Origin of the sequence: Pseudodesulfovibrio sp. lm2024, from assembly GCF_051175575.1 — a bacterium.
GTDB classification, from domain to species: domain Bacteria; phylum Desulfobacterota; class Desulfovibrionia; order Desulfovibrionales; family Desulfovibrionaceae; genus Pseudodesulfovibrio; species Pseudodesulfovibrio caledoniensis.
In genome coordinates, this window is the sequence record NZ_CP195092.1 from 3,060,112 (window position 1) to 3,072,307 (window position 12,196).

General features: G+C 63.3%; 11 protein-coding genes. 9 read left to right on the top strand and 2 right to left on the bottom strand.

Going from position 1 to position 12,196, the window contains the following annotated elements; genetic code table 11:
• Nucleotides 1-345 precede the first annotated feature (345 nt).
• The gene (locus ACR42D_RS14335) at nucleotides 346-1,056 is read left to right on the top strand and encodes a 4Fe-4S double cluster binding domain-containing protein (protein WP_484567470.1); all 711 of its coding nucleotides are present in this window, start codon (nucleotides 346-348) and stop codon (nucleotides 1,054-1,056) included.
• A gap of 38 nt (nucleotides 1,057-1,094) precedes the next feature.
• Here the strand turns inward: ACR42D_RS14335 and ACR42D_RS14340 are convergent, their stop codons facing one another.
• Complete coding sequence (locus tag ACR42D_RS14340; RefSeq protein ID WP_484567471.1) at nucleotides 1,095-1,406, bottom strand: TIGR03905 family TSCPD domain-containing protein; 312 nt, start codon at nucleotides 1,404-1,406, stop codon at nucleotides 1,095-1,097.
• A 669-nt stretch (nucleotides 1,407-2,075) separates the two neighbouring features.
• Here ACR42D_RS14340 and ACR42D_RS14345 point away from each other — a divergent pair.
• The 6 genes from ACR42D_RS14345 to ACR42D_RS14370 all read left to right on the top strand — a co-directional run bounded on the left by ACR42D_RS14345 (nucleotide 2,076) and on the right by ACR42D_RS14370 (nucleotide 8,159).
• The gene (locus tag ACR42D_RS14345; protein WP_484567472.1) at nucleotides 2,076-3,149 is read left to right on the top strand and encodes an ABC transporter substrate-binding protein; all 1,074 of its coding nucleotides are present in this window, start codon (nucleotides 2,076-2,078) and stop codon (nucleotides 3,147-3,149) included.
• A 3-nt stretch (nucleotides 3,150-3,152) separates the two neighbouring features.
• Nucleotides 3,153-4,277 carry an ABC transporter ATP-binding protein gene (locus tag ACR42D_RS14350; protein ID WP_484567473.1) on the top strand — a complete coding sequence of 375 codons (1,125 nt, stop codon included), beginning with the start codon at nucleotides 3,153-3,155 and terminating at the stop codon, nucleotides 4,275-4,277.
• Nucleotides 4,274-5,161: an ABC transporter permease gene (locus ACR42D_RS14355; protein WP_484567474.1), complete on the top strand. Its 888-nt coding sequence runs from the start codon at nucleotides 4,274-4,276 to the stop codon at nucleotides 5,159-5,161. The genes ACR42D_RS14350 and ACR42D_RS14355 overlap by 4 nt, the downstream gene beginning before the upstream one ends.
• Entirely contained in the window at nucleotides 5,161-5,943 is a 783-nt protein-coding gene (locus ACR42D_RS14360) for an ABC transporter permease (RefSeq protein WP_484567475.1), read from the top strand. The genes ACR42D_RS14355 and ACR42D_RS14360 overlap by 1 nt, the downstream gene beginning before the upstream one ends.
• Nucleotides 5,944-5,963: 20 nt before the next feature.
• On the top strand, nucleotides 5,964-7,361 hold the full coding sequence (hydA, locus tag ACR42D_RS14365; protein ID WP_484567476.1) for a dihydropyrimidinase: 1,398 nt from the start codon (nucleotides 5,964-5,966) through the stop codon (nucleotides 7,359-7,361).
• A gap of 279 nt (nucleotides 7,362-7,640) precedes the next feature.
• On the top strand, nucleotides 7,641-8,159 hold the full coding sequence (locus ACR42D_RS14370; protein ID WP_484567477.1) for a class IV adenylate cyclase: 519 nt from the start codon (nucleotides 7,641-7,643) through the stop codon (nucleotides 8,157-8,159).
• An 80-nt stretch (nucleotides 8,160-8,239) separates the two neighbouring features.
• On the opposite strand, the gene ACR42D_RS14375 is transcribed toward ACR42D_RS14370, so the two are convergent.
• Entirely contained in the window at nucleotides 8,240-10,006 is a 1,767-nt protein-coding gene (locus ACR42D_RS14375; protein WP_484567478.1) for a sigma 54-interacting transcriptional regulator, read from the bottom strand.
• Between the two features lie 395 nt (nucleotides 10,007-10,401).
• Between ACR42D_RS14375 and ACR42D_RS14380 the strand changes: the two genes are divergently transcribed.
• Together ACR42D_RS14380 and ACR42D_RS14385 are read left to right on the top strand one after the other, a co-directional pair.
• Nucleotides 10,402-10,896: a TRAP transporter small permease gene (locus ACR42D_RS14380; RefSeq protein WP_484567479.1), complete on the top strand. Its 495-nt coding sequence runs from the start codon at nucleotides 10,402-10,404 to the stop codon at nucleotides 10,894-10,896.
• Nucleotides 10,896-12,179, top strand: a complete 1,284-nt coding sequence (locus ACR42D_RS14385; protein WP_484567480.1) for a TRAP transporter large permease — start codon at nucleotides 10,896-10,898, stop codon at nucleotides 12,177-12,179. Before ACR42D_RS14380 ends, ACR42D_RS14385 begins: the two co-directional genes overlap by 1 nt.
• Nucleotides 12,180-12,196: the final 17 nt, after the last annotated feature.

Below are 12,196 nucleotides of genomic sequence, written 5' to 3' on the forward strand. Positions count from 1 at the left end.
CGTTTCTTGCCTCACAACTTTGCATAGGGCATGCCGCATGGGGCGAAATCAAAATATTTTTTTCACTTGATTGATATAATTGAATAATTATAATTGCGAGATGTGCCAAAATCCCTGTCTTGCCAGACTCCGGTCACGCTGGCGCAATCTTGCAAGGCACGTTCGCGGTCCTTGCGCGTTCAGGGAGGGATTTTGCGGGATGGGACGGGGCGACCCGTCGGCCGCTACAGCCATGGCCCGCCGCTATCCAGAGCGGCGCGTCCAAGGCAATTCGCGCGGCTCGCGATTCGGCCGAAGCGGGAAAGGACTCTTGTAAGCAGGGGCGCGGGCTGCTAGCCTGCCCGCATGAACAGTGAAGAAATCAAGAAATTCGCGATGGAGGCGGGCGCGACCGTGGCGCGCATAGCGGACCTTGACCGGCTCCGGGGCATCGAGACCATGCCGCCGGACCTGCTCGACGGATTCCGCTACGCCGTGTCCATGGCCGTGGCCCTGAGCAGCCCGATCATCGAGACCATTACGGACCGGCCCACGCCCATCTACGCCTCGCACTACTCGCGGGTGAACGCGCTCTTGGACGAGGCGGCGCTGCGGCTCACGCGGTACATGGAGGAGCGCGGGGCCCGGGCCATGCCCCTGCCCGCCAGCCAGGTGCTCGACGCCGAGCGCAACGTCTCCTACCTGTCGCACAAGGCCGTGGCCGTGGCCGCCGGCATCGGCTGGCAGGGCAAGAGCCTGCTCACGGTCAGCCCGGACTACGGCCCGCGCATCCGCCTCGTCACCGTGCTGACCGACGCGGACCTGGTCCCGGACGAGCCCGTCAGAAATCGCTGCGGCGGCTGCACCAAGTGCACGGACGCCTGCCCGGCCGGGGCCATCCGCAACGTGAACACCGACTCGCACTACGCATCGCGCGACGAGGCCCTGCGCTTCGAGCGCTGCGTGCACCACGTGCGCGAGGTCTGCGCCAGGATGGAGAACATCGGCTCTTCCATCTGCGGCGTGTGCATCAAGGTCTGCCCCTGGGGCGCGAAGAAGCGGGTCAAGGCGGCCTGAGGCCCGACCGCCTTGTCATTCGGGTCGGAACTCCGGAATCAGTGGGTGCCGCCCATCAGAGCGACGCAGAGCTGGTCCGCGCAGGAGGTGTCCTTCCTGCCGCAGGTGATGCCCTTGAGCTTGTCGACCACGTCCTCGACCTTCATGCCTTCCACCAGGGCGGCAATGGCCTTGAGGTTGCCGTCGCACCCGCCGGTGAAGTCCAGGCGGGTCAACCGGCCGTTCTCGACCTTGTAGCGGATCATCTTGGAGCAGACGTTCTCGGGCTTGAAGGTTTCGAGGTCCTGGTCGGCCGGAGCGGCCAGATCGAGGGAGGCGATCGGAGCGAGTTCGGAGAGATTGGTTTTCATGTCTGAAGCAGTGGGGTTGATGTTGGCGAAACGGCTCGCAGCGCCGGAGCGGCCCGCGCGAGCCAGTGAAAAAACCGCTTTCCGCCCAAAGGCGGTCCGCGGTCCCGGCCGGTCAAAAGGAACCGGCGCGCTCCCGACGTTGCGGCGAGATATTCAATATACCCCCCGGTGGCATGTTCCGCAAGGACAAACCCGCCTCCTTTTCCGAATGGGCCCGAATTGTATGCCACATAATTGTCAACTTGAGTATCAATCCGATAACATCCCGTTACCCGCCGCCGCTCTCCCCTGAACTATCGTCATATCAACGAGTTGAAACCACGTCGCAGCCTGCCGCAGCCATATCTGTTCTCAAATTGATACGAAAGAGGCTTTGCCCGACCGGGTCCAAGGTGCGCCCACCTGAAATCCCCGCCTCACCATTCGCGGTCCCGGTTAACCTCTTTCAGGTCTCTCTGAAATACGGGCGCAGACGAGACAGGCCAATGGCTGGTCTGTTTTTGCAATAACGGCAAAATGTAAAAACTAGATCATGAACACACCCGTTATTTTTTACATTTTGAACAATATACGCCGCTCTCGCCGCCGTAGTGGTACGCATATTGCTCAACTCGACCATATCAACAACGCGCGCCTGCCACTCGAGCAGAACCACACCAAGGAGGACATATGCGCAGAAGGGAGTTCCTGAAATATTCGGCCATGGGCGCCATGGGCACCATGCTCGGAGCCGTTCCGGGCATGTCCTGGGCCGCCGACAAGGCGGTGCACTGGCTGACCTGGGAGAATCTGGCCTACGACAAGTACGTGGCCGACTTCGTCCAATCCACCGGCATTTCCATCGACAAGGGGTTCATCGGCTCCGATGACGAACAGTTCGCCAAGATCCGCGCGGGCGGCGGGGCCGACTGGGACCTGATCACCCCCGGACTGGACAAGGTCGAGCTCTACGTGGCCGCCGATCTGCTCCAACCCCTGGACCTTTCCAAGATCCCCAACGCGGCCAAGCGCTACGCCCCGTTCATGAACACCCCGCTGGGCAAAAAGGACGGCCGGGTTTACGGCATCCCCTTCTACTGGGGCATCAACCCCCTCGTCTACCGCGCCGACCTCATGGACGAGGAGCCCGACTGGTCCACCCTGTTCGAGGGTGAGAAATACAAAGGCCGCCTGGCCATGCGCGACTACGCCCTGGAGGCCATCGCCATCGCCGCCATGTACGTGGGCATTCCGCGCGACCGCATCTTCAAGATGGACGACAAGGAGCTGGCCGAGTGCAAGAAGGCCTGCATCGCCCAGAAAAAGCTGCTGCGCACCTACTGGAACTCCATCGCCGACCTGACCAACCTGTTCGCCACCGGCGAGGTGGTCTGCGCCTTCTCCTGGGTCCCGCCCTACTACGACCTGCGCGCCAAGGGCATCGACATGGGCATGGCCAAGCCCAAGGAAGGGGTCATCGGCTGGTGCGACACCTGCGCCATCCCCAAGGACGCCTCCCCGGAAGGGGCCGCCGCGGCCCACGAGCTGATCAACTACGTGCTCGGCCCGGACTACGGCTACAAGCTCGCCCTGGACGGCCCGTACGCCATCTCCACCTCCACGGCCCGCGAAAAGCTGACCCCCGAGGAGCAGGACCGCATCTTCATCAAGGACCTCAGCGTCATGGATAACTTTGTCTGGAAGGAAAACCCCGCCGACTACGGCAAGTGGGTGCGCATCTGGAACGAAGTGAAGGCCAGCTAATACATGAACCGCCATTGCACCACGACCCCGGCCTCCAGCGTCCTGCTGGAGGCTCGGGGCCTGATCAAGGATTACGGGTCGTTCCGCGCCGTGCACGGGGTGGACTTCGACATCCCGGATGACTGTTTCGTGACCATCCTGGGCCCGTCCGGCTGCGGCAAGACCACCATCCTGCGCATGATCGGCGGGTTCGAGTCCGTGACCGACGGCTCGCTGACCCTGCAGGGGACCCCGCTCATGGGGGTCATGCCCTACGAGCGGCCCATCAACACGGTCTTCCAGAACTACGCCCTGTTTCCACACCTGCGCGTGGCCGACAACGTGGCCTTCGGCCTGAACCTGCGCAAGCTGCCCAAGATCGAGGTCAAGCGGCGTGTGGACAAGGCGCTCGAGACCGTCAAGATGGAGTCCATGGCGGCCCGCTACCCGTCCCAGCTCTCGGGCGGGCAGCAGCAGCGCGTGGCCCTGGCCCGCGCCTTCGTCAACGAGCCCAAGCTGCTCCTGCTCGACGAGCCGCTCGGCGCGCTGGACCTCAAGATGCGCCGCCACATGCAGGTGGAGCTGAAAGACCTCCAGCAGCGGCTGGCCATGAGCTTCCTCTACGTCACCCACGACCAGGAGGAGGCGTTCGCCCTGTCCGACATCCTCATCGTCATGAACGGCGGGCGCATCGAGCAGGCGGCCTGCCCCGAGGAAATCTACCACGCCCCGGTCAACGCCTACGTGGCCGACTTCATCGGCGGCGCAAACCTTATCCCGGGCACGGTCGCGTCCGTGGACAAGGCGTCCGGCAAGGCGGTCATCCAGACCCCGCTGGGCACCATCGAGGCCGCGTGCAGCCCCACGGTCGAGGTGAACGAGCCCGCCTGCCTGTGCGTCCGGGCCGAGGACACCCAACCCGTGGGCGTGCCCGAGAGCCCGTCCCTGACCTTCAAGGCCACGGTCACCCACGTGGTCTTCCAGGGCAGCGTCAAGATGGTCGAGGTGGAGGTGGCCGGTCAACGCATCGTGGCCAGGCTGTCCCACGACGTCCCGGCCGAGCCCGGCGATTCCCTGGACCTGGCCGTGCCCGGCCACCGACTGCGCGTGGTCCACGGCACGCCCCCCGAGGGAGGCGGCGCGCTATGAGTGCAACGCGCATCGACCGCGTCCGGCAGCTGACCCTGCTGGCCCTGACCGGGCCCAATGTCCTGTTCCTGACCTTCTTCTGCGTGGCCCCCCTGGCCGTGCTCTTCAGCTACAGCTTTTTCCAGGTGGATTTCGTGTCCATCCTGCGCGAGCCCACCCTGGCCAACTACGTCCGGGTGCTCGAAAGCGAGACCTATCGCGGCCTGGTCGTCAAGGCGCTCATGTACGGCATCGGCATCGCGGCCGTCTGCTCTGTCATCGCCTACCCGCTGGCCTTCTTCATCGCGAAAAGGGTCAAGATCTACAAGGCCCCACTGCTCACCCTGCTGCTCATCCCGCTGTACACCGGCGACCTGATCCGCATCTTCGCATGGCGCGTGGTCCTCGGGGCCGAGGGCGTGCTCAACTCCCTGCTCATGTGGCTGGGGATCATCAAGGAACCCATCTGGGTCCTCCTGTTCTCGCCATTTTCCACGGCGTTGGTCCTGACCTACAACTACCTGCCGTTCATGGTCCTGCCCCTGTGGGCGGCCATCGAGGCCATGGACGACTCCTACCTCGAAGCGGCCATGGACCTGGGCTGCCGCCACACGGCCACGTTCTTCAAGGTGGTCCTGCCCCTGACCGGGGCCGGGCTCGTCGCGGGCTTCATGATGGTCTTCGTCCTGGTGGTCGGCGACTACCTGACCCCGCAGCTCATCGGCGGGTCCTCGGGCGTGACCGTGACCAGCGCCATCCACGACATGTTCGGCGCGGCCTTCGACTGGCCCACGGGCTCGGCGCTGGCCTGGGTGCTGTTGACCGCCATGGCCGCGTTCATCACCGCCGCCGTGTACCTCTTTTACAAGTCCCCCTGGGGACGCGGCATCCGGAGGGCGAACTAATGCGCTTCTCCGGCTGGGCCGCCCTGCGCGGCTATTCCATCGTCGTCTACGGCTTCGTCTACCTGCCGATCATGCTCATGGGGCTGTTCTCCCTGAACTCCTCGGACATGATCGCCTTTCCCCTGACCGGGTTCACCTTGGACTGGTACAACCAGATCCTGCACGACGGGCGCATCTTCAAGGGGTTGTTGACCACCATGGCCGTCGCCTTCCCGGTGACCATCATCACCACGGTGCTCGGCTCCATGGCCGCGCTGGTCCTGACGCGCCACAAGTTCAAGGGCAAGACCGCCTTCCTGGCCCTGCTCGTGCTGCCCTTCTTCGTGCCCAAGCTCATCTTCGCCATCGCCCAGGTGACCTTCCTCAACGACGTGGGCATCGCCAAAGGCCTCTACACCGTGTGGATCTCCCAGGCCATGATCATCCTGCCGTTCGTCACCGTGATCATCGCCTCGGTCCTGTTCCGCGTGGACAAGCGGCTGGAGGAGGCCGCCGGAGACCTCGGGGCTACCCCCTGGCAGACCTTTTGCCGGGTCACGCTTCCGCTGATGAAAAACGGCATCCTGGCCGGTTCGTTCATCTCCTTCGTACTGTCCAACGCCGAGTACACGGTCTCCTACTTCACCAGCGGCCGGGCCCAGCCCCTGTCCGTACTGGTGGCCTCGGACTTCCGGTTCCACCTCTCGCCGAGCCTGAACGCCCTGGCCATGCTCATCGTCCTGTTCAACATCCTGGTCATCGTCGTCAGCGAATGGTTCCGGCGCCGCTCAGTACAGGCCTGACCGGAACGCGAGGCAATACAATGAAACTGCTCATCAAAAACGGCCTGGTCGTGAACGCCGACCGCTCGGATAACGCGGACGTGCTCATCGAGGGCAACGTCATCAGGGAAGTGGCCCCCACCCTGTCCGCAGGCCCGGACTACCGCGTCATCGACGCCCAGGACCTCATGGTCATCCCCGGCGGCATCGACCCGCACACGCACCTGGAGATGCCCACCCCGGTCACCCGCACCGCCGACGGCTTCGACAACGGCGGCCTGGCGGCCCTGTCCGGCGGGACCACCATGGTCATCGACTTCATCAACCCCAAGTACGGCCAGTCCTATCTCGAGGCCTGCGACATCTGCATGGAGCGCGCGGCCAAGGCCACCTGCGACTACTCCTACCACGCCACCGTGACCTGGTTCGACGACCGGGCCGCCCGGGAGCTGCGCATCCTGGCCGAGGAGCGCGGCGTCAACTCTTTCAAGCACTTCACCACCTACAAGGGCTCGCTCATGCTCGAGCCCGACCAGATGCTCGCCAGCTTCTCCCTGGCCCGCGAACTCGGCGCGCTCTGCACGGTCCACGCCGAGAACGACGAGATCATCGCCTACATGCGGAAAAAACTCCTGGAAAACGGCATCACCCACCCCAAGGGCCACGCCCTGTCCCGGCCGCCCATCGCCGAGGGCGAGGCCACCTACCACGCCATCGCCCTGGCCAAGATCGCGGGCGCGCCGATCTACATCGTGCACATGAGCTGCGAGGACGCCCTGCACGCCGTGACCCGCGCCCGACAGTCCGGCCAGGAGGTCTACGCCGAATCCCTGTGCGGCCACCTGCTCCTGGACGATTCGGTTTACGACAACGATCCCGAGATCGCCGCCCGCTACGTCATGAGCCCGCCCTTCCGCTCGCCCGAGCACCGCGAGGCGCTGTGGGAAGGCATCCGCAGCGGCGACATCCAGATCACGGCCAGCGACAACTGCACCTTCACCCAGGCCGACCGCAACCGGGGCCTGACCGATTTCACCCAAATCCCCAACGGCGCGCCCGGCATCGAGGACCGCATGCGCATCGTCTTCAGCGAAGGCGTGGCCAAGGGCCGCATCACCCCGGAACAGTTCGTGGCCGTGACCTCCACCAATGCAGCGAAAATCTACAATATCCACCCGCGCAAGGGCGTCGTCGCGCCCGGCGCCGACGCCGACGTGGTCCTCTGGGACCCGAAAAAGCAGCACACCGTGTCGGTCAAGACCCACCGCCACGCCATCGATTACAGCATCTTCGAGGGCATGACCTTCACCGGCTCGCCCACCATGACCATCCTCGGCGGCGACATCGTCTTCGAAAACAGCCTCGTCACCGCCAAACCGGGCCAGGGCCGCTTCATCCCCCGCCCCCCACGCCAACGCATCCCGCCCTGCCATAGCTAGGCGGCGACGAAAAGGCCGGATGCGCTGACGCGCACCCGGCCTTTTTTGCCTCCGGCGGCCCGAGGGGGAACTTTTGGAAAAAGTTTTCCCCTCGGGGCTCTCCTTTCAAAACTTTTTGTGTGCCTACGGCATGGGGGAAGCGACAAGTTGAGATACTGTATTTTCATCGGTGCTTGGGTGGCTTGACCCGGCTCTGCGTTACTCGGTATGCTGAGGGGTTATAAGCGGTAAGCATCCTATAAAACCGCTTTTCTTCAGCCCTGAAATGGGGAGATATGCATGTCGGAAAATATAGAAATCAAAGCCCGTGTTGCCGACCCGGATGAATTGAAAAGAAAAATCGAGGCGGTCTGCGGCCCCTGCCACGGTCTGCTATTTCAAAAGGACACCTTTTACCAACTGAACAGGTATCGCATTAAGCTCAGAAATGTTAACGGAAAATCCGAGCTGATCATCTACAGCAGAAGCGACGCCCCCGGGCCGAAACACTCCAAGTACCTGCGCATCCCGATACTCTTCCCGCAGATCATCCACGCCCTACTCTCCACCATTCTCGGGGTACGCGGCAAAGTAGGTAAAAAACGGACGCTCTTCTTCTCAAGAAATACGCGAATCCACTTGGACGAGGTAGATAATCTCGGCAATTTCCTGGAATTTGAAGTTGTTCTGGGTAAAGAAGACACCACCACAGACGGCGCCAATATTGCCAAAGAGCTAATGCAACGCCTCGAGGTCAAAGAAGAAAACCTCATCTCCGGATCCTACATAGACCTTCTGGAAAACAACCCCTCAAACTAAAAGCCAGCAAACCCGCCGCCACCAAAAGCGGTTGAAGCCCCCGGAAGAAAATGCACAGCTGACCCACTCTCCCAAGCCGCCTACTCCAGCCCGTACTTCTTGATCTTGCGATAGAGCGTGGCGATGCCGATGCCGAGTTTTTGGGCCACGAGTTCTTTGGCCGCCTTGGTGCCGGTATCGTTGCCGAAGGCCTTGAGGGCCTGTTGGATGAGGGTGCGTTCCATGGTTTCGAGATTGTAGTCGGCGTATTCGGACTCGTGCACGCCGGACCGGACCTTGAGGGGCAGGGTTTCGCGGGTGACGACGGCCGGGGAATCGACCACGTTGGCCACGTACTCGATGGAGTTCTGCAATTCGCGGACGTTGCCGGGCCAGTGGTATTCGCTGACGGCGGTCCAGAAGGACTCCTTGATGGTCAGGATTTCCTTGTCCAGGCGGCTCATGCTCTGTTCGAGGAAGACCTTGGACAGCAGATGGATGTCTCGGGGGCGTTCGCGCAGGGGCGGGATGTGGATGGGGATGACGTTGAGGCGGTAGAAGAGGTCCTCGCGGAAGGTGCCGTTGTGGACCATCTCCTCGAGGTTGCGGTTGGTGGCCGAGACCACGCGCACGTCGATGGCCGTGGGCTGGGTGGAGCCGAGCCGGGTGACCTCGCGCTGTTCCAGGGCGCGCAGCAGCTTGGCCTGGAGGTGCAGGGGCATGTCCCCGATCTCGTCCAGGAAGAGCGTGCCGCCGTTGGCCTGCTCGAACCGGCCCATCTTGCCCTTGGGGTTGGCCCCGGTGAACGCCCCGCCCACATAGCCGAACAGTTCGCTTTCGAGCAGGGTCTCGGGGATGGCCCCGCAGTTGATGGCCACGAACGGGCCCTCCTTGCGGCCGCCCTCCTCGTTCAGGGCGCGGGCCACGAGTTCCTTGCCGGTGCCGGACTCGCCGGTGACCAGGACCGAGGAGTTGGAATCCGCGAACCGGGCCACCTGCTCCTTGAGAGTGGCGATGACGTCCGAGGTGCCGAGGATGGCGTCCAGGCCGAGGCGTTCGTGGGAGGAGGCCAGCCGCAGGGCGTCGTCGTGCATGAGCTGGGCGTCGCGGAACATGAACATGCTGGCGCTCTCGCCGTGCTGGAGACGGTATTCGTTCCCGGCCACATCGTGGGACCGGCCCAGGAGGTTGACCGTGTACTCGGTGTATTGGAGTAGCCGGTTTTCGCCGCGCCGGAGTTCGACCGTGATGGCGTCCTGGCCTTCGAGAGGAAAGTCGAGAATCTGCTGGGCGGCCTTGTTGGAACGCACGATGCGCCCGTCCGGGGCGAGCAGGAGCACGCCCTCGTCGACCTTGTCCACCACGGTCTCGAGCAGCTGGCCGAGCGCCAGGCTGCGGGCGTACTCCATGGACTCGACCACCTTGGAGGCCAGGATGTCGGACATCTGGGCCAGGAAGTCGAAGAAGACCTCGAAGTTGTCCTGAATGTGATCCTTCTGCTCCTCGGTGAAGCAGACGAACCCGATGACCCCGACCACGGTGCCCTTGTACAGGATGGGCGTGCTCATCTCGAAGGTCTCGTCGCAGGACTGCCAGTTGGGGCAGTCGGCGCAGAACTCGGAGAATCCGGGTTCACGGATGACCAGGGGCCGCCCGGTCTTGAGCACCTGGCGGTACACCCCGCTGGCCGAGGACATCTGCTTGCCCACCAGCCCGGCGAACCGCCCGGTCCCGGCCACGCGGTACAGGTTGCCGTCCACGATCTCCACGTCCACGCGCAGGACCTTGGATATGACCGCCGCGTACTTGCCCGCCGCCCCGCTGATCTCCCACAGGTCCTGGGGCACGTTCTCCATGTTCACTTCCATCATCTGCTCCGTCGGGGCGTCATCCCCCGTATCAGAACGATACCAGCCTTGCGCCGCAACCATTGACGGATGGCCGCAACAACCCGGCATCGTGCCGTTTTAGCCCGACGGCCAGGCAAAGCCTCCGCCGTTATCAAAATGAAAACACTTGTGACATAATCGTAATCGCTCCGGGGTTCAAGCAATATCGCACCGTGCCGAAAGAAATCTACTGGTTAATAATTTGCAGTTAACATACTGATATCATAGTGTATATTTAAAAAATACCAAAACGGCAAAAAACCCGGCAGCAGCCTCCGGAACTGGCACGGTATCTGCTCTATAAGGGCATCACCTCAACCACACACACTATGCACACACAAGAAACAACACCCTTCGTCAGCCTCGCGAACTCCGTGGAACGGTTTTCCTACCGGTTGAACTACGTCCTGGAGCGGGTCTGCGCCCTCCTGGTGGCCGCCATGATCGGCGTGGTCTGGTTCGGGATTCTCGAACGCTACGCCCTGGCGCTGGGGGCCACCTGGACCGAGGAACTGGCCCGCTACGTCATGATCTGGGCCGCGCTCCTGGCCGTGCCCTGCTGCGCCTACCGGCGCGAGCACATCGGCCTGGACCTGGTCTTCTCGCGGCTCCCGCTCTCCTGGCAGATGCCCGCGCGCATGCTCCTCGACCTGCTCGGCCTGGCCTTCTTCCTGTTCCTGACCTGGTACGGCGTGACCATGGCCAAGGGCGGGGCCAACCAGTACGCGACCATCTTCGGCATGACCATGTTCGTGCCGTTCACCGCCGTGCCGGTCACGGCCGGGCTCACGGTCTTCCAGATCGCGGCGGTCATGATCCGCGACGCGGCCGGGATCACCCCCGTTTTCGCCAGGAAGGAGGCCGCCTGATGCTGACCGTCGCCATCATCTTCTTCGGTCTGCTGCTCATCGGCGTGCCCATCGGGTTCGTGCTCGGCATCGCGGGCGTGGCCGGACTCGTCCAGGTGGGCGGAGACAACTTCCTGGTTATGGCCCCCAAGCGATTCTTCGAGGGACTCAACCTGTTCACCTTCATGGCCATGCCCTTCTTCATCCTGGCGGGCGAGATCATGAACCGCGTGGGCATGACCCAGCGCATCGCCAACTTGGCAGACGCCCTGGTGGGCTACCTGCGCGGCGGCCTGGCCCACTCCAACATGCTGGCCTCCGTGCTCTTCGCGGGCATGACCGGCGCGGCCGTGTCGGACACCGCCGCCTTCGGCAACACCCTGGTCCCGGCCATGGTCAAGCAGGGCTATACCCGCCCGTTCGCCTGCGCGGTCACCGCAGCGGGCTCGATCATCGGCCCGACCATCCCGCCGTCCAACCTGATGGTCATCTACGGCTCGCTGGCCGGCGTCTCCATCGCCGGGCTGTTCGCGGCGGGCATCCTGCCCGGCCTGCTCATCTGCCTTGTGTGCATGGCGCTCATCGTGGCGCTCGGGCGCAAGCTCGGCCTGCCCAAGAAGGAGGGCTGCCCGTCGCTCAAGGAGATTCTCTGCGCCTTCAAGGGCAGCATCCTCGCCATGATCATGCCCGCCATCATCCTGGGCGGCATCCTGGGCGGCATCGTCACCCCCACCGAGGCGGCGGCCATCGCGGTCTTCTACGCCCTGTTCGTGGGCGTGGTCATCCACCGCAACCTGACCTTCAACGACATCGTTCAAATGCTCATCCGCACGGCCAGGATAACCGGCGTGGTCTTCCTGATCATCGCCTCGGCCTCGATCCTGAGCTGGTGGATGACCTTCATGCAGATCCCGCAGCAGATCGCGGACGCGTTCCTGTCCCTGTCCACCACCCCGTGGATGGTCAAGGCCATGATCCTGGCGCTGCTGCTGGTCATCGGCATGTTCATGGACATCAACGCGGCGCTGATCATCCTCACCCCCATGCTCGGCACCCTGACCCAGGCCATCGGCATGAACCCGGTGCACGCGGGCGTGATGATCGTCCTGACCCTGAACATCTCGCTCATGACCCCGCCCGTGGGGGCCTGCATATTCGTGCTCTCCTCGGTCACCGGCGAGCGCATAGAGCGCATCAGCGCCGCGCTGTGGCCGTTCATACTCGTGGAGGTGGGCGTGCTCTTCATCACCACCTTCTGGACGGACCTGGCTATGTTTTTCCCCAAACTTCTGCTCGACATGTAGCGGAACAAACCATGAGA

Coding starts and splice junctions, on each gene's coding strand:
- ACR42D_RS14335 (WP_484567470.1), top strand. CDS start 346: ATGAACAGTGAAGAAATCAAGAAATTCGCGATGGAGGCGGGCGCGACC.
- ACR42D_RS14340 (WP_484567471.1), bottom strand. CDS start 1,406: ATGAAAACCAATCTCTCCGAACTCGCTCCGATCGCCTCCCTCGATCTG.
- ACR42D_RS14345 (WP_484567472.1), top strand. CDS start 2,076: ATGCGCAGAAGGGAGTTCCTGAAATATTCGGCCATGGGCGCCATGGGC.
- ACR42D_RS14350 (WP_484567473.1), top strand. CDS start 3,153: ATGAACCGCCATTGCACCACGACCCCGGCCTCCAGCGTCCTGCTGGAG.
- ACR42D_RS14355 (WP_484567474.1), top strand. CDS start 4,274: ATGAGTGCAACGCGCATCGACCGCGTCCGGCAGCTGACCCTGCTGGCC.
- ACR42D_RS14360 (WP_484567475.1), top strand. CDS start 5,161: ATGCGCTTCTCCGGCTGGGCCGCCCTGCGCGGCTATTCCATCGTCGTC.
- hydA (WP_484567476.1), top strand. CDS start 5,964: ATGAAACTGCTCATCAAAAACGGCCTGGTCGTGAACGCCGACCGCTCG.
- ACR42D_RS14370 (WP_484567477.1), top strand. CDS start 7,641: ATGTCGGAAAATATAGAAATCAAAGCCCGTGTTGCCGACCCGGATGAA.
- ACR42D_RS14375 (WP_484567478.1), bottom strand. CDS start 10,006: ATGGAAGTGAACATGGAGAACGTGCCCCAGGACCTGTGGGAGATCAGC.
- ACR42D_RS14385 (WP_484567480.1), top strand. CDS start 10,896: ATGCTGACCGTCGCCATCATCTTCTTCGGTCTGCTGCTCATCGGCGTG.